Origin of the sequence: Corallincola platygyrae (genome assembly GCF_039544265.1) — a bacterium.
GTDB lineage: Bacteria > Pseudomonadota > Gammaproteobacteria > Enterobacterales > Neiellaceae > Corallincola > Corallincola platygyrae.
The window spans coordinates 26,687-43,364 of the sequence record NZ_BAABLI010000006.1 but is presented as its reverse complement, the minus strand read 5'-3'; the positions used below and the strand labels follow the sequence as shown (position 1 = coordinate 43,364).

Below are 16,678 nucleotides of genomic sequence, written 5' to 3'. Positions count from 1 at the left end.
GAGTCAGGTTCAGGTCAAAAACAGTACATAAGTCCACTATCCATGACATAAGTTAAGTTTCGATATCACGTTAACAATTAAAAGCTTAACAAAGAGTTAGTTGGCTTGTGTCATAATGCCGCGTCAACGTTAAGTTCGGAGTTTCAATGGTTCGCAAACAGTTCATTCTCGCTATTAGCCTAACCCTCCTGGTTGCATGTGGAGAGCCCGGCAATGTTCGAGAGATCTGCAAAGCGTATCCTGAACATTGCTCAGACCTGAACAGCGACGGTTGGTGTCGTTATGAGCGTGCAGACCTGATTAAGCAACGCTACCAACTGCAGAAGCAATCAACCGGGATCGGCAAGTATGAACTGTTGATGCATCTGGAAGACTACAGGGACTGCATCGAACGTGCGTCCCAGATACAGCATACCAATAACAAAGAGCAAACCACACAGCGCGTTAATGGCTACCTCGCAGCCTTGGCTCAAATTGAGCAAGTAAGTAAGGAAACCGAAGGCGATAACACACCAGACTTACTCTATTACCACTGGAGCCGTCATGGCAGTCTGGAAGCTTACGACAAGCTGGTTGCCATGGATGATCAAGGTCTGCTTGAACGGACCGATATGCAGTTTCGCCTGGCTGGTGCAAAGATAAAAAGTGATCCTCAACAAGCAGTAAACAAACTCTATAAGGCGCTCTATCTAGCTGAAGGCCCAACGCATTACGACTCAAGCATTATTACAATGTTGGCCACTATCTTTACTCAGCACCGCAAAGGTGAGCTGGCTTACCTATGGCTCAAAGTTGGGGAACTTGCAGAATTGAAGTCAATTGATATTGAAGCAAATAGCCGCTATCTGAGAGTCAATACCGAGCAGCGAGAGCAACTAGATAAGAAGGCTGAAGAGGTCTATCAAAGTATTGAAGATGGCACCTTCAGCCTGCCTGAACCGAAGATAGAGTAACTAGGGTCTGTTGACCTTTCGTGTATGGATTTTGTTCGAATGAAACACGTTTTGAGCGAGAAGTGAGCTACGTAGCTTAGCGATCTAAGTAAGTAATGAATGACGCAGCTCAGGACGTGTTTCAACGAACCCTTCGGGCAGCATTTGTTGGCGATTTATGCTTCGTTATCGGCCATTTATTGAGGGCCACTCAACTTCACACCCTCTGCCTCGCCTAAATCGCCAACACATTGCTGCAAAAACAAACAGCAAAGGTCAACAGACCCTAACTATCTGATGTCGGCTCAAACGTCAGCGACAAGGAGTTCACACAATACCTTTGACCGGTTGGTTCCGGGCCATCATCAAACACATGACCCAAGTGTGAACCACACTTCGCACACATGATTTCCGTTCTCACCATGCCATGGGTCAGATCTTTTTCGTAGAGGATCGCCCCCTCGATAGCCGCGTCATAAAAACTTGGCCAACCACAGCCAGCATCAAACTTAGTCTCTGAAGAGAATAATTCAGCATGGCAGCATACGCAGTGGTAACTGCCAGTTTCCTTATTGTGCAATAGCTCGCCGCTAAAAGGACGTTCTGTGGCCTTTTCCCAACATACCGCATATTGCTCAGGCGTTAATTTATCTTTGTATTTGTTTTTATTAGTCATTAATTCACTCTTACTGCGGCGGACAGTTCACAGAGCGCCGTCGCATGCCATAGCTCGGGCCATTTGTACTCCGAAGCCAAATATTGGATCCCCCGAATCAATCGATTCGGACGTTGGTAGCTGGAGCTGTAATCCATTGCCTCATCTGCCTGCTTACACGGTTCCCACATCCCCTCAACCACCATATCCCAGTGATGCTGATGGCACGGGCGCCTTAATGTATCCACAAGTAGGTTAGCCAAACTATCAAACTCGATTTCTTTTGAGGCAACCTGAATTTGCAGCCGCTTAAACAGTTTGGCATCTCTGGCCATTACCGAATAGGCATGTTGTTCCCAAAGGATTTCGAGTGACACGGGGAGAGGGATACGCCCTTCCTGCCCCTTATCTGCCAGCTCAGCATATTGAGTCGCGGCATTCCAATCACCTTCCTGAGATGGCCACTCGGATGCCGTTGTTGGCACCGGCATCGCAGTTTTGTGCTCGATACCCCGCAGCCTCATCTCTTCCACTACGGCAGCGTGCCTCAACGCCAAGGCCGCCGGATGGTATATCCAGCGCAACAATGACGGTTTCATTTGATTAACGCCATCTAGTTGAGTTTCGATCAATTGGTGAATGGAATGAAGCTCAGTGTGTTCTGCAAGCAGCAGTTGGCGGCTTAAGTAGCCAGGATTAACATCCCAAATTTTCATATTCACGGCCCTCTATACCGATCCGCATAAAGATATGCGGATCGGTATTACTTCTCAGCAGAATGTTAGCCGTTAGTGCTATCCACGCCAATAAAAAGGGCCAGAGTTTAGACCCCAGCCCTTGTTTCAACACAAACTCGCTTAAACCTTGGTCAGATCGCGATCCGATGATGACCAATTGAGGTGATACTTCTCACCCGCAGGTTTATCAGTCCGCTCAAAGGTATGTGCGCCAAAGAAATCGCGCTGCCCCTGCAACAAGTTAGCGGGTAGTACCTCAGTTCGGTATGAATCAAAGTAGTTAATTGATGAGCTGAATGCCGGACATGGAATACCCAGCAGGGTTGCTTTCGCGACAGCCTTTCGCCAGTTGGCCTGTTTGTCCAGCAATTGTGCTTGGAAGAATGGATCCAGCATCAGGTTCGCCAGGTCAGGTTTCGCCAAATATGCCTGAGTGATGGACTGCAGGAAGACTGCTCGAATAATACAGCCAGCACGCCATATCTTAGCAATGGCAGCAAAATCCAACGCCCAACCATGCTGTTTAGACGCTGACGCCATCAGAGCAAAGCCCTGAGCATATGCGCAGATCTTTGAGCAGTAGAGCGCATCATGCAGTGACTCGATAAAAGCTTCACGCTCGTCTGCGGCCACCGTTTCGAGCGCCGGACCGGTCAAAACTTTTGCTGCTTCTACACGCTCACTCTTCAATGTGCTTAATGCTCTCGCAAATACCGCCTGGGTAATCGTTGGCGCGGGTGTACCGGCTTCAAGACTACTCACCGCAGTCCACAAGCCAGTGCCTTTCTGGCCCGCTTTATCAAGAATCATCTCAACCAAAGGCTTACCTGTCTCAGGATCATCCTGCAACAATACTTCGGCGCTGATTTCCATCAGGTAACTATTGAGAACACCCTGGTTCCATTGCTGGAAAATTTGGCCAATCTCTTTTGCGGACATGCCTACCGCATCACGCAGCAGATGATAAGCCTCACAAATAAGCTGCATATCAGCATATTCGATACCATTGTGTACCATCTTAACGTAGTGCCCCGCACCTGCTGGACCTATGTAGGTGGTACAAGGCTCGCCTTCATTAACAACCTCTCCGGGCTTAGTGCGCTCGATTGGTAGCCCAGTTTCCGGGTCAACCTTGGCAGAAATCGCAGCCAGCACCGGCTCAATCACATCCCAAGCAGACTGGTCACCACTAGGCATCAATGAGGGTCCGAAACGTGCACCAACTTCCCCACCTGACACGGCAGTACTGAAGAAGACGAATTTGCCGCGGTAACCGGCTTCACGGCGCACGGTATCAGTCCACAGACTGTTGCCCGTATCGATAACAACATCTTTTGGTCCAATGCCTGCTTCCATCAGGGCTGCGCAAACTTTATCTACCGGATCACCAGCAGGCACAGATAAGATGTAAAGGTTAGGCTTCTTCACCATGGTGACAAGATCGCTAATCTGACTGCAGCCAAAGATGCGCGCAGCAGCGCCTTCTGCCTGCTCCTCCTGATCAGCAGCGATAACCGCGTTGACCTTATCGACATCCAGGTCAAATGCAGCCACTTTGTAGCCATTATCAGCCAGGTTAAGCACCAGGTTTTTACCCATCACACCTAGGCCAATGAAGCCGATATCGCAAAGTGGTTGTTGTTCGCTCATTAACAGATTCCTCGTTAGCGTTCTTGATTTACCGCAGGCCGCGATTATATAGCGTCACCCCGCATTGATAAATCTCCTTTCTAACAATGCGATAGAGTGTGGCTGTAAAAGATAGCGCTGGGTACGGATACGACGGTTTTTCGCCAGGCCATCATCAACCGCGGTATCAAGTAACCGGTGCCAGCATTGGCCTTGAGGCAACTCAATAAGCAAGAAGCTGATTGGATACTGGCTACCATTAAACATCAGGAAGATCCGCTGTGTATCTGGATGGTGGGTGTGGCCATGGTCAAACACCTCCAAACCGAGGACACAATTGGCGTGATCATGCCAGTCAGCTTCCTGCAGCATCCCCCCTTCTGGTTTATGCCAGTGCAGCTCATGCCCATAGCTGTCATGATGGTAGTGGTCATCATGGAGGTTAAGCGCGGTGATAATGGGGAGCGACTTTCTCAGTTGGATCAGCTTGCGGGTATAACGCAGAAGGTTCGACTGTTCATCGACAAGTCGCCAGTCCAGCCAGTTAATACCATTATCCTGACAGTAAGCATTATTGTTGCCCTGCTGTGTCCTGGCGATCTCATCTCCCGCCAGCAGATGAGGTGTACCAACGCTCAACAGCAGAGACGCTAGCAAATTGCGTTTATGCTGCTCACGGATGGCTATCACCTCGGCTTTGTCCGTTGGCCCTTCAACACCGTGGTTACAGGACAGATTGTGACTGTGCCCATCTCGGTTGTTTTCGCCATTGGCCAGGTTGTGTCGCTCTGAATAAGAAACCATATCTTCGAGCGTAAAGCCGTCATGGTAGGTAATGAAGTTCACCGACGCTGCGATTGGTCGATGGCCTTTGCAAAAGATATCTCTGGAGCCGGCTACACGCGTAGCAAAATCACCAATATATCCAGCATCACCTCGCCAAAATGCGCGCAATGTGTCTCTGTATCTGTCATTGCACTCCAACCAGGGCTCAGGGAACTGCCCTAACTGGTATCCCCCCTCACCTATATCCCATGGCTCTGCAATCAACACACATTTTCGCAATACGGGATCCTGATAAACGGCCTTAAAAAATGCGGAACAACGTTGGTATTGGCCACGCTCTCTAGCCAAACTCACCGCTAAATCAAAGCGGAAGCCATCAACCTGCATCTCTGTCGCCCAATAACGCAAAGAATCCAGCACCATTTTTAGTGTCTGGGGATCATCAAAGTTAACGCTATTGCCACAACCAGTATTGTTGACACTGCGTCCGTAGTCGGTGACACCGTCGTGCTTCTCAAACAGGTAGAAATTGCGGTTGTCGATACCACGGAATGAGATAACGGGACCGCCCACGCCGCCTTCCGCGGTGTGGTTAAATACCACATCCAATACCACTTCAATTCCCGCTTTATGTAGCTCTCTCACCATGGTTTTAAATTCCGTAACTGGATCTTCCACGGCATAACGCGCATCGGGAGAGAAGAAGTTAATGGTGTTGTAGCCCCAATAATTACTCAGCCCCATCTCCTGCAATCTGGGCTCACTCATAAAGCTGCAGATGGGCATCAACTGAAGTGATGAAACTCCTAACGTTTTAAGGTACTTAATCGTTTCTTTGTGGGCCAGGCCCATGTAGGTACCGCGCTGGAGCTGAGGCAGTTTCTCTTTAAGCCGAGTAAAGCCTTTTACGTGAAGTTCATACAAAACACGTTCGTGGGCGCCTATCTCTGGTTTTTCTGTCCCCTGCCAATCAAAGGATTCATCAGTAACCACCGCTTTTGGGATCATAAACTGGCTATCCCCCTGATAGAGGTCGGGATGCCATAACAAGGGGCGATTCAATCGGCGAGCGTAGGGATCAATTAACAGTTTGGTTGGGTCAAACTCGGTGCCCGGCAAAACTTTTTCTGGTCCATGAACTCGATAGCCATACAGAGCGCCAGGTAACAAACCTGGAATAAAGCCATGCCAAAAAGGACCGGTCTTTCCTGGCAAAGGTAAACAACACAATTCCTCTTCAGCTTCATTAAACAAGCAGATTTCTACTCGCTGCGCATCTGGTACATAAATAGAAAAGTTACAGCCTTGCTCAGTAACCTGGCAGCCTTGAGGTTCTGGTTGCCCAACGGCAATGGTCGTCATGCTTTTAACACGGGTAGTAGAACGAGCTGAGGTCATATCCATATTCGGCTCCCTAGAAGACAAAAAAAAGGCCACCCGAGGGTGGCCTTGAAGCATTAGACGTTATTTTTACTTCACCCTTTTCAGGTAAATTGTAGACAGGGATGGCAGATTGAGCACAACTGATTGCTCTCGGCCATGCCAAGGTGTCTCTTCACTGTCGAATGTTTCACCACATTCGTAGTTTCCACCCCAGTAGTACTCGCTGTCACTATTTACTATCACCTGATATACACCTGGTTTATTTACGCCCAGGCGGTAGTCATCACGGGGGATAGGCGTGAAGTTAGAGATAACGATGACATCTTCATCTACCGTCTTCGCTTTACGCACAAAAGATACCACGCTGTTGTCAGCATCTTCGTGGTCGATCCACTCGAAGCCTTCGTGGCTGGTATCCAGCTCATACATGGCGGGTGTATTGCGATAACAGTTGTTCAAATCACGGAACAGGTTTTGAATGCCACTGTGCTTAGGGTAATCCAACAGGTGCCATTGAACAGAACTATCATGGTTCCACTCTTCTGACTGGCCTATTTCGTTACCCATGAAGTTGAGCTTCTTACCTGGATGAGCATACATAAATGCCATATAAGCACGCATGTTTGCTGCAGCCTGCCATTCATCACCTGGCATCTTGCGCAAAATACTGCCCTTTCCGTGAACCACTTCATCGTGAGAAAGTGGCAACACGAAATTCTCATCGTAGGCATAAACCATGGAGAACGTCAGTTCACCGTGGTGGTATTTACGGTACGCAGGATCTTTGCTGATGTAATGCAAGCTGTCATGCATCCATCCCATGTTCCACTTAAAGCCAAAGCCCAAGCCACCATCGAAAGTAGGACGAGATACACCGGCAAACGCCGTTGATTCTTCAGCGATAGTCATGGCGTGAGGATACTTTTTGTAAACCTCTTCGTTAAACCACTTCAGAAGGCTGATTGCTTCGTAGTTATGGTTACCGCCATCAACGTTCGGGATCCACTCTCCAGCGTTACGCGAATAGTCGAGGTAGAGCATAGACGCAACAGCATCAACTCGAAGACCATCAACGTGGAATTTTTCCAGCCAGAACAGAGCATTAGAGATCAGGAACTGACGTACATGGTCACGACCAAAATCGTAAATGCAGGAGTTCCAATCTGGGTGCCAACCTTTACGCGGATCAGCATACTCATATAAGTGAGTACCGTCGAAACGAGCCAGGCCGTGGCTGTCTTCTGGGAAGTGCGCAGGCACCCAGTCGACAATGACACCTATATCATTCTGGTGGCACTGGTCGACAAAGAACTTAAAGTCATCAGGCGTACCAAAGCGAGAGGTCGGCGCAAACAACCCTACAGGCTGGTAACCCCAAGAACCAGAGAATGGATGCTCAGAAACCGGCAGGATCTCGATATGAGTGAAGCCCAAGTCCTTAACGTACGGGATCAGGTAATCGGCTAATTCACGATACGTTAACGAGCGAGCACGGCCATCTGCTTCAATTTTCTGACGCCAAGAACCCAGATGTACTTCGTAAACCGACAGCGGACGGAAGCGCTTATCGTCCAGGTTCTTCTCTCGCCAGTCCTGGTCATTCCACTGATACGCATCGTGATCGTAAACAACAGACGAATGAGAAGGATACTGCTCGGCATAGAAACCAACCGGGTCAGCTTTGTGAGGCAGGCGGTTACCCAGAGGATCTTTAATTTCGTACTTGTATTTGTAGCCCGCATCGATACCGGGGATGAAGAGCACCCAACAGCCGTTGGTTGTTCTCTGCATTGGATGGCACCGACCGTCCCAATAGTTGAATTCACCAATCAGTGAAACACTGGACGCATTGGGTGCATACACCGCGAAACGAACGCCGCGGATGTACTTACCGCCGCCAATATCCACATCCATGGGGTGTGCGCCCATGCGCTGATAGTGATTCTCAGGCGTGGAATACGCTTCGCCTATCTCAGCATTGGCTACTTCTTGGAATTGATAAGGGTAAACAGAAGTAAATTCTCCAGATTCAGTTGTGACTTCCAACTGATAGTAGAAAAATTTCTTGCGGCGCGGCAGAGCTAGCTCAAACAAGCCGTCCTCATGCACTACTTCCATTTCGCCTAACGATTTTTCGCTCCCGAACTCCTTCGCTACCACCTTCACGGCATTTGGTAACCACACTCTCAGCAACATTCCTTTCCCATCAGGGTCAGGCATCAAACCAAGTTCTTCGAAAGGATTCGCGCAGCGGGCTTGCTGTAGCTGTTGAATAAGCATCTGTAAACCGGTTCCCCTTTTATAGAGTGTAATTTCCTAACTTTTCTCAAGAACATTGTCGATGAAAGATCTAACTGCCTCCCTCATGCCAATGTCTTGTTTTCTATTTTCTGACTCGTACCAACGATGCTCGAGCAACTGATGATACAACTCAGGATCATCAAATCTGGTCCGATGCTCTGCTGGGAACATATCTAACGTATAAAGATATTCTTCTTCATACCATATGTGCGCAGCTACCATTTCAGACACTTTGTCTTTACCACGCTCTTCTCGGCGATGGTTATATTGCTGCGCAAAACGCGTAAGTTCATGCAGCAATCGTCTGGCTTGGTTTGCCTGTACTCGGATCCCCACCAGTGATTCAAGTTTTCGGATGTGGTGACCCGGCTCAACAACTTTTGTGAGTAATCTTAGCCTATCGTTTTCGCCACTGGTAACAAACTCAATTTCTTCAACATCGTAACCAAGATCATGCAATCTTTGGATTCTGCGCTCGACGATGTACTGCTCTTCTGTTCCAAACTCGACTTGCTGGTTAACTTCTGACCAAAGCTGATGATATTTAGCCAAAATATCTTCTGTGACCTGGATCGGATCGATACCATCGGGAAGACCAAAACCGGCCTCAAGATCCATCAATTCTCCCGCCACATTGGTTTGGGCGATCATCAGATCCAACTCTCGCTGACCATCAGAGATCTTGTCATAAGCCTGTGCTGTTTCCGCATCAACAAAATAGGCAGCTAAGCGGCCCGCATCACGACGAAACAACGTGTTTGAAAGTGAGCAATCTCCCCAATAAATCCCTTGCAGGTGAAGCCATACAAATAATTCGGCCATGGCATCAATCAGTACTTCGTAGCTGATATTCCATGGCTGCTCCGCCATCATAATGCGGTAAGGCTGAGAAAAATCGAGATAGTGGGTAACAAGTAAAGCGTAGTTGGGTTTACCACTTCGTTCGGTGACCAGGGCCACAGGTTTAACAGAAGGGGCATCTAGTTCTTGAAGGTTTCGAAGGAACTGAAACTCATGACGAGCCAGCTTTTCGTTGATCTCTTTCACTGCATAGACTCGGTCCCTACAGCGAATAAAGCGTACAACGTTCCGAGATATACCTCTGGCCATCTCGACAAGGAGATGATCAGGCCAGCCCTCGAGGGGCTGGTCCCATGGCAACCCCAGGTCCAGAGGATATTCCTGGGGTTCTACTTGTTGTAATCGCAAGCGATTATATTTCCTTAGTTGCTGGCTCCTTTGCGCGCATCAGACAGACGGCGCATCAAGCTCTGAACATCCTGGTCGGCAAACAGTTCGCTAAGGTTCTTGCTCAGCTTACGACGCCAGTTTGGATACTCGGTGCTGGTTCCTGGCACGTTTACTGGCTTGTCCATTTCCAGCCAGTCCTCCAGCTGAAGACTCAGTAGAGCTGAACAACCACGGGCCATGTGTACCTGCATTCCATAGTTTAAGTCACGAGTCATACCCACCCAGTTTACATCACTGGAGATATAGTCAGGCAGCGACTGGTGACCTTTCAGGCTATCCAAAATCTTCTGCTTGCTCTCGTGACGATCGTTATAAAGCGTCTGGAGAACATTCTCATCCGGGTACAAGCCAAGCTCTTTACCTAATTTCAGGTCATCACAGTGCCAGAAACCGATCAGTGTAGGCATATCGTGAGTAGTCAATGTCGCCATTGCCTGTACTGGATAATGTGCTGGTGAGATAAAGCCACCATCTTCAGCTTGCTCGAAAAAGAACACGCGATAAGAGTGAACACCATTTTCCTGAAGTGTCTCACTGATACCGTCAGGCACTGTACCCAAGTCTTCACCAATGATCGCGCACTTGTTGCGATGACTTTCCAATGCCAGCAGACCTAGCAAATCGTTGATGTTGTAGTAAACGTAAGCGCCACCTTTGGCGTCTTTACCTGCTGGGATCATCCACAAACGCAGCAATGCCATCACGTGGTCAATACGCAGAGCACCACAAGAGCGCATGTTAGAACGGAACAGCTCGATCATAGGCTGATATTCCGCTTCGATCAGCTTGGCTGGATCCATCGGAGGCAAGCCCCAGTTCTGTCCCAGAGGACCCAGGATATCTGGTGGCGCGCCCACAGCGGCACCGGCAATGTAGAGATCACGATTCGCCCAAATCTCAGTACTGCCTTCACTCACACCTACAGCAAGGTCGCGGTACAGGCCCATGGCCATACCTAGATCTTTAGCCTTTTGATCAACTGCAGCCAGCTGCTCATCTGACAGGAACTGAAGGTAGAGATAGAAGTTCAGCTCTTCAGGGTTAGCTTTCGCCCACTTGTTTACGGCAGGCTTGTGGTATTCGTTGAACTCTTCAGGCCAGCTTGGCCAACCCCAGGCGTTAATACCATCAGCGTAGAAGTGCTCTTGCAGCGCATCGTAAAGTGCTTGTTCGCGAAGGTTTTCGCCACCCGCTTCAACAAATGCGTTAAAAGCTTTGTCGCGGGCACTGCCGCTACCAAGAACGTTTTCGTTGAACTCTTTAAAGACCAGGCGCAACGCACGCAGTTTCTCTTGAGTAACGCCAGCGTAATCCACCCAGTCTTTGCCGCGAAGTTCACCTAAGCGCCATTGGAAATCATTACTGTTCACAAGAGCCTGCGCTTCACTGCTCTTCGCATACTCAGGCACTGACTCAACATCAATGTAGACAATGTTCAGCCAACGACGAGATGACGGGCTATATGGGCTGGCACTTTCAGGGTTGTTAGGATAAAGGGCATGAATTGGGTTAAGACCTACGAAATCACCACCGCCCTTCGCTACATTCTCAACCAGGTATGTCAGATCGGTGAAGTCACCGATGCCCCAGTTACGCTCACTGCGCAAGCAGTACATTTGCACGCTTGGGCCCCAAACCTTTTTACCGCCAGCAATCTCGTTAGGGATGAAACATGCTTTTGGTGCAATGATAAAGCGCGTCGTTGCCAACTTTTTACGCTTGGCGTTGCGCAGCACCAGAGTGTGGTAACCAATCGGCGCTTCTAACTGCAAAAATACTTTCAGCGCTTTGTATTCAACACCGTCAATAGTCTCCGATCCAACCAGCTGACCATCCAGTGGCGTGAATGAACCTTTGAGGTTTTCGCCCTCTTCCAGCTCCAGTGTCCAGTGAACAGGCACTTTCAGATCATCTAAAGGTAAATGCAGCTCGACTGGATAGCTCTCGGCCTTTCTTACAACCAATACTTTAGGCAGCATCGTTTTCCAGCTTGCAGCCAGGGCTTCCTGGTACTGTTCAGCCAGCTTTGCATCATCGTCTGTAGCAAAGCCCATAGCAGCTAATAGAGCTGCTTTGCTGCTTGCGTCTACAGTTGCTGGATTGCCCCAAGCATCGACGTAATTGGACTCAATCCCTCTTAGTTCCGAGAGCTTTTCTATAAGTTCTTGATTCATCGAACAAACCTTTTTGTTGATTGTCGAACCGAACGGACGGTTAAAAATGTAGGGGTAAGTCTAAATCGGCTTCTGCCTATGTGCCAATGGAAAAACATTAGCCATTTAGTCTCACGGGCCCTAGCCAATAAAATTCATTGGTCTATAGTTAGTGCGCTATATTAATCACTCAAGGTGAAAGGTGTAATTATTTTTCATTGTCAAACTTGACTCAGCGCAACAAAAACCGCTGATTTACTTGACGATGACACCACTTTTTGTAATTTTACTACGCAAATTTTTAATCCCCCTGAAAATGCTAGGAAGATGGCTATGACTATCAAAGTCGGTATTAATGGTTTTGGACGTATCGGTCGTTTCGTATTTCGCGCTTCTGTAGAGCGTAGTGACATTGAAGTTGTTGGTATCAACGACTTGATCGATGTTGACTACATGGCTTACATGCTGAAGTACGATTCAACTCACGGTCGTTTCAACGGTACCGTAGAAGTAAAAGACGGCAACCTGATCGTAAATGGCAAAACAGTTCGTGTAACTGCTGAGCGCAACCCAGCTGACCTTAAGTGGGACGAAATCGGTGTTGACGTAGTAGCAGAAGCAACAGGTATCTTCCTGACTGACGAAACTGCTCGCAAGCACATTGAAGCTGGCGCGAAGAAAGTTGTACTGACTGGTCCTTCTAAGGACGCAACTCCTATGTTCGTTATGGGCGTTAACCAAGACACTTACGCTGGTCAAGATATCGTTTCTAACGCTTCTTGTACTACTAACTGTCTGGCGCCTATCGCTAAAGTTCTGAATGACAAGTGGGGCATCGAAAGCGGTCTGATGACTACTGTTCACGCTACTACTGCTACTCAGAAAACTGTTGACGGTCCTTCTGCTAAAGACTGGCGCGGTGGTCGTGGTGCTTCTCAGAACATCATCCCATCTTCAACTGGTGCTGCTAAAGCTGTAGGTGTTGTACTGCCTGAACTGAACGGCAAGCTGACTGGTATGGCATTCCGCGTACCAACTGCTAACGTTTCTGTTGTTGACCTGACAGTTAACCTGAAAGAAGCTGCTACTTACGAGCAGATCTGTGCTGCTATGAAAGAAGCTTCTGAAGGCGAAATGGCTGGCGTTCTGGGTTACACCGAAGACGCAGTTGTTTCTCAAGACTTCATCGGTGAAGTTCAGACTTCAGTATTCGACGCAGACGCTGGTGTTGCTCTGACCGACAAGTTCGTTAAAGTTGTATCTTGGTACGACAACGAAATCGGTTACTCAAACAAGGTTCTGGATCTGGTAGCTCACATCTCTAAGTAAGCTTCCCTCCTGACCAGAAAAAACCGCGCTATTAAGCGCGGTTTTTTGTTTTCACATTTCAATGAAAAAGTAATATCAATATACGCCCCTTTAGGACTTAAATGCCGCCAGAGCCTCTTTGGCCAGACGCGTAATTAAAGAAAAGTCCCCCTGACGCACAGCTTCTCCCGGCACTAGCCAAGAACCTCCCACACAAGCAACTGTTTTAAGAGCAAGGTAGTCACGATAGTTTTCCTGAGAGATGCCACCGGTTGGGCAGAATTTAATATCAGGAAAAGGCCCAGAGATCGCTTTTAATGCCTTTACACCACCACAGGCTTCTGCAGGGAAAAACTTAAAGTGACTATAACCCAACTCTATTCCCTGCATTAATTCCGAAACCGTAGAGATGCCGGGCAATAAAGGTATCTTGCCATTTGCAGCGGCAGTCAGCAGGGCGGGCGTACCACCAGGGCTAATTGCAAACTGTCCACCAGCATCACTCACTTGCTGAAGATGCCCCTTACTGTAAACAGTACCCGCCCCGACAGTGACCTCCGGTAACTTGCGCGCAATCGTCTCGATAGCGGGCAATGCAGCAGCTGTTCGTAGCGTGATCTCCATTAGAGATATACCACCAGCCAGCAGAGCCTCAGCCATAGGCAATGCATCTTCCTCACGCTCAATCACGATCACCGGAACAACAGGCGACAATGACAATAATTGCTCAGGCTTTAACGACCAATTTAAGAATGCTGTCATGATTATCCTTTTGCATGAGTTCAACAGTTATTCAAACGACCACTCCTGTGTTTAGGAGTTGTCCACGAATGCTTTTTCACTTAGCAAGCGTAGCGCTTTCAGGCATAAAAAAACCTCGCTAATGCGAGGTTTTTCTCAAGTTCAGCTTATACGGTTTGCATCAGATAAGCTGCGGCTCCAACCAAGCCGGGTTGTGGCTCTGTCACCACAAACACTGGCACTTTCTCATTAAAGCCTCTGAATCGTCCTTTCGCTTCGAAGCGTTCACGGAAATCGCTCTGCTTGAGGTAATCGATAAAGCGAGGCACGATCCCACCAGCAATATATACGCCGCCAAAGGTACCAAGAGTTAGCGACAGGTTACCGCCAAAGCTACCCATCACCTTACAGAACTGAACCATAGTTGCACTGGCAACCGGACAGGTCCCATCAATTCCCGCGGTACTGATATCCGCAGCATCAGTGAACTTTGCTTCTTCGCCTTTCATGTCCGCGATAGCCTGATACATCTGTACGATACCAGGGCCCGAAAGTAGCTGCTCTACTGACACGTGATCGTATTTCTTCGACAGGAACGCAAGAATATGCTCATCCACTTCATCAATTGGCGCAAAGTCCACATGACCGCCCTCGCCCGGTAGACTCATCCAGAAGCCAGCATGGTTGGCAAGGTGAGCCACGCCCAACCCCGTTCCAGGACCAAACACAGCAATAGGTGCGCCGTCTTTTACTTCGCCACCACCGATTTGCACTTTTTGGCCAGCCTTAAGGTGAGGCAAAGACATGCTGATGGCAGTGTAATCATTGATAAGGTGAAGTGCAGTCCAACCCAATGCAGCCTGAGTTTCTTTCACAGAAAACGCCCAGCTGTGGTTGGTCATCGCAATCCAGTCATCGTTTGTAGGACACGCAATAGCAATACAACCGTGAGTCACTGCTGGTTGGCCGGCATCGCTGAGGTACTGCTTGATAGCGTCAACAATAGTTGGATAGTTAGCGCAAAGATATTTACGCAGTTCACGACGCTCACCGCTCGCCATATCGACCAGTTCTAAACGAATATTTGTGCCGCCGACATCAGCGATTAGTCCAAGTTGTTGCTCTGCCATGTTGCAGTGTTCCCCTGTTCAAATAAGCGCTCGCTTAGCGCTAGCGAATTAATCTTGAGATCAAACCTTATCTGTAGCGAAAAAAGACCGACCTGTATCAACAAACAGACCAGTCTAGCTACTATTCGTTCCAAGAACGTCCATCTTTCGTTATCAAACCGATGGCGGCACATGGGCCCCACGATCCGGCCTGATAACTTTTTGGACCTTCATTGTTTAACTGCCACGCATCGATAATGCCATCGACCCACTTCCAGGCCTCTTCGACCTCTTCTCGACACACAAACAGCGTCTGGTTACCCATCATCGCTTCGAGCAGCAGTCGCTCATACGCGTCAGCGATGCGTTCGTCTTTGAAGGTCTCAGAAAAGGACAAATCCAAGGTGGTTTGTTGTAGCTTCATACGAGCATCCAGGCCTGGCACCTTATTCATCATCTTCAGTTCAACCCCTTCATCAGGCTGCAAGCGAATAGTCAGCTTATTTGCTGGCACATTTTCATAGTTGCTGAAGATGTGGTGTGGCAACTCTTTAAACTGGATCACGATCTCGCTCAGTTTACCCGGCATGCGTTTTCCAGTGCGGAGATAGAAAGGCACACCAGACCAGCGCCAGTTATCGATATCGGCTCTTATCGCAACGAAAGTTTCGGTATCTGAATTCTCGTTGGCACCTTCTTCTTCAAGGTATCCAGGCACAGCCTGACCACGGAGAAAGCCTCTACCATACTGGCCGCGAACCGTTTTATCACTGGCGTCGCGTGCTGTGATTGGCCTAAGCGCCTTCAGAACTTTCAACTTTTCTGTACGGATGCTGGCAGCGTCCAAATCTGCAGGAGGCTCCATTGCGATCAGAGACAACACCTGTAACAGGTGGTTTTGGATCATGTCGCGCATTTGACCCGCTTGGTCGAAGTAGCCCCATCGCCCTTCGATACCTACCTCTTCGGCCACAGTTATCTGAACGTGGTCGATGGTATTGTGGTCCCAGTTGGTCGTCAGTAAAGAGTTTGCGAAACGCAGAGACAATAGATTAAGAACGGTTTCTTTACCCAGATAATGGTCGATTCGATAGATTTGCGACTCATCAAAAAACTGGGCTACCGCATCGTTGGTGATTCGCGATGACTCTAAATCGTGTCCAATGGGCTTCTCCACCACCACACGCGTAGTTGATGTTATTGAACCTGATGCATGTAACCCGTGGCTGATATCCCCAAACACAGAAGGGGGTACAGCCAGGTAATTGACCATGATACGACGCTCATGATCCAGGAAATCTTTAAACTGGTCGTAGTCCGATAGAATAGACAGATCGATACGGATATGGTGCAAACGGGAGCTAAAGCGACGCCAAACCTCCTCATCTATGACCTCTTTCATAAACTCAGATAATGAGTCATGAACCAAAGAAACATACTCTTCGCGACTGTACTCACCTCGCGTCACACCGACAATGCGGGTATCAGTTGCAATCGCGTTAGCTTTCTCGAGCTGGTAAAGCGCGGGCAAGAGTTTACGACGAACTAAGTCTCCTCGGGCTCCAAACAGCACTAAATCAACTGGCTGCTCGGGTTGGGCTAAGGTCATTAAAGCTCCTCACGATTATTCTTATAGGCATTTCGACGGCGTATTTTAGATTAATTTGCCATTCGGAATCCCACTTTTTCTGAG

At 48.6% G+C, this 16,678-nt stretch carries 12 protein-coding genes; 2 read left to right on the top strand and 10 right to left on the bottom strand.

Going from position 1 to position 16,678, the window contains the following annotated elements:
• The first annotated feature begins 146 nt into the window (after positions 1 to 146).
• A complete protein-coding gene (locus ABEA14_RS03900) occupies positions 147 to 953 on the top strand; it encodes a DUF2989 domain-containing protein (protein WP_345338550.1) in 807 nt (268 codons plus the stop codon).
• Between the two features lie 265 nt (positions 954 to 1,218).
• Here the strand turns inward: ABEA14_RS03900 and msrB are convergent, their stop codons facing one another.
• The 7 genes from msrB to malQ all read right to left on the bottom strand — a co-directional run bounded on the left by msrB (position 1,219) and on the right by malQ (position 11,848).
• On the bottom strand, positions 1,219 to 1,608 hold the full coding sequence (gene msrB, locus ABEA14_RS03895; protein ID WP_345338549.1) for a peptide-methionine (R)-S-oxide reductase MsrB: 390 nt from the start codon (positions 1,606 to 1,608) through the stop codon (positions 1,219 to 1,221).
• Positions 1,608 to 2,303 carry a pyrimidine dimer DNA glycosylase/endonuclease V gene (locus tag ABEA14_RS03890; protein WP_345338548.1) on the bottom strand — a complete coding sequence of 232 codons (696 nt, stop codon included), beginning with the start codon at positions 2,301 to 2,303 and terminating at the stop codon, positions 1,608 to 1,610. Before ABEA14_RS03890 ends, msrB begins: the two co-directional genes overlap by 1 nt.
• Positions 2,304 to 2,444: 141 nt before the next feature.
• Complete coding sequence (gene gndA / locus ABEA14_RS03885) at positions 2,445 to 3,974, bottom strand: NADP-dependent phosphogluconate dehydrogenase (protein WP_345338547.1); 1,530 nt, start codon at positions 3,972 to 3,974, stop codon at positions 2,445 to 2,447.
• 54 nt (positions 3,975 to 4,028) lie between these two features.
• The gene (glgX, locus tag ABEA14_RS03880; protein WP_345338546.1) at positions 4,029 to 6,143 is read right to left on the bottom strand and encodes a glycogen debranching protein GlgX; all 2,115 of its coding nucleotides are present in this window, start codon (positions 6,141 to 6,143) and stop codon (positions 4,029 to 4,031) included.
• A 66-nt stretch (positions 6,144 to 6,209) separates the two neighbouring features.
• Positions 6,210 to 8,402: a 1,4-alpha-glucan branching protein GlgB gene (gene glgB, locus ABEA14_RS03875; protein ID WP_345338545.1), complete on the bottom strand. Its 2,193-nt coding sequence runs from the start codon at positions 8,400 to 8,402 to the stop codon at positions 6,210 to 6,212.
• Positions 8,403 to 8,438: 36 nt separating this feature from the next.
• Complete coding sequence (locus ABEA14_RS03870) at positions 8,439 to 9,632, bottom strand: DUF4032 domain-containing protein (RefSeq protein ID WP_345338544.1); 1,194 nt, start codon at positions 9,630 to 9,632, stop codon at positions 8,439 to 8,441.
• A gap of 14 nt (positions 9,633 to 9,646) precedes the next feature.
• Complete coding sequence (gene malQ / locus ABEA14_RS03865) at positions 9,647 to 11,848, bottom strand: 4-alpha-glucanotransferase (RefSeq protein ID WP_345338543.1); 2,202 nt, start codon at positions 11,846 to 11,848, stop codon at positions 9,647 to 9,649.
• 312 nt (positions 11,849 to 12,160) lie between these two features.
• Here malQ and gap point away from each other — a divergent pair, with 312 nt between their 5' ends.
• Entirely contained in the window at positions 12,161 to 13,156 is a 996-nt protein-coding gene (gene gap / locus ABEA14_RS03860; RefSeq protein ID WP_345338542.1) for a type I glyceraldehyde-3-phosphate dehydrogenase, read from the top strand.
• A 90-nt stretch (positions 13,157 to 13,246) separates the two neighbouring features.
• Here gap and ABEA14_RS03855 read toward each other — a convergent pair whose 3' ends face one another.
• From ABEA14_RS03855 to zwf, 3 genes are all read right to left on the bottom strand, one after another.
• Positions 13,247 to 13,897, bottom strand: coding sequence for a bifunctional 4-hydroxy-2-oxoglutarate aldolase/2-dehydro-3-deoxy-phosphogluconate aldolase (locus ABEA14_RS03855; RefSeq protein ID WP_345338541.1), 651 nt, complete (start codon positions 13,895 to 13,897; stop codon positions 13,247 to 13,249).
• 146 nt (positions 13,898 to 14,043) lie between these two features.
• A complete protein-coding gene (locus tag ABEA14_RS03850) occupies positions 14,044 to 15,006 on the bottom strand; it encodes a glucokinase (RefSeq protein WP_345338540.1) in 963 nt (320 codons plus the stop codon).
• A 121-nt stretch (positions 15,007 to 15,127) separates the two neighbouring features.
• Positions 15,128 to 16,594 (bottom strand): glucose-6-phosphate dehydrogenase, encoded by a 1,467-nt coding sequence (gene zwf / locus ABEA14_RS03845; RefSeq protein WP_345338539.1) that lies wholly within the window; start codon positions 16,592 to 16,594, stop codon positions 15,128 to 15,130.
• Positions 16,595 to 16,678 lie beyond the last annotated feature (84 nt).

Bases quoted from the DNA above. Each gene is read 5' to 3' on its own strand.
- ABEA14_RS03855 (WP_345338541.1), bottom strand. From the start codon at position 13,897: ATGACAGCATTCTTAAATTGGTCGTTAAAGCCTGAGCAATTATTGTCA.
- msrB (WP_345338549.1), bottom strand. From the start codon at position 1,608: ATGACTAATAAAAACAAATACAAAGATAAATTAACGCCTGAGCAATAT.
- glgB (WP_345338545.1), bottom strand. From the start codon at position 8,402: ATGCTTATTCAACAGCTACAGCAAGCCCGCTGCGCGAATCCTTTCGAA.
- malQ (WP_345338543.1), bottom strand. From the start codon at position 11,848: ATGAATCAAGAACTTATAGAAAAGCTCTCGGAACTAAGAGGGATTGAG.
- glgX (WP_345338546.1), bottom strand. From the start codon at position 6,143: ATGGATATGACCTCAGCTCGTTCTACTACCCGTGTTAAAAGCATGACG.
- ABEA14_RS03890 (WP_345338548.1), bottom strand. From the start codon at position 2,303: ATGAAAATTTGGGATGTTAATCCTGGCTACTTAAGCCGCCAACTGCTG.
- zwf (WP_345338539.1), bottom strand. From the start codon at position 16,594: ATGACCTTAGCCCAACCCGAGCAGCCAGTTGATTTAGTGCTGTTTGGA.
- ABEA14_RS03900 (WP_345338550.1), top strand. From the start codon at position 147: ATGGTTCGCAAACAGTTCATTCTCGCTATTAGCCTAACCCTCCTGGTT.
- ABEA14_RS03850 (WP_345338540.1), bottom strand. From the start codon at position 15,006: ATGGCAGAGCAACAACTTGGACTAATCGCTGATGTCGGCGGCACAAAT.
- gap (WP_345338542.1), top strand. From the start codon at position 12,161: ATGACTATCAAAGTCGGTATTAATGGTTTTGGACGTATCGGTCGTTTC.
- gndA (WP_345338547.1), bottom strand. From the start codon at position 3,974: ATGAGCGAACAACAACCACTTTGCGATATCGGCTTCATTGGCCTAGGT.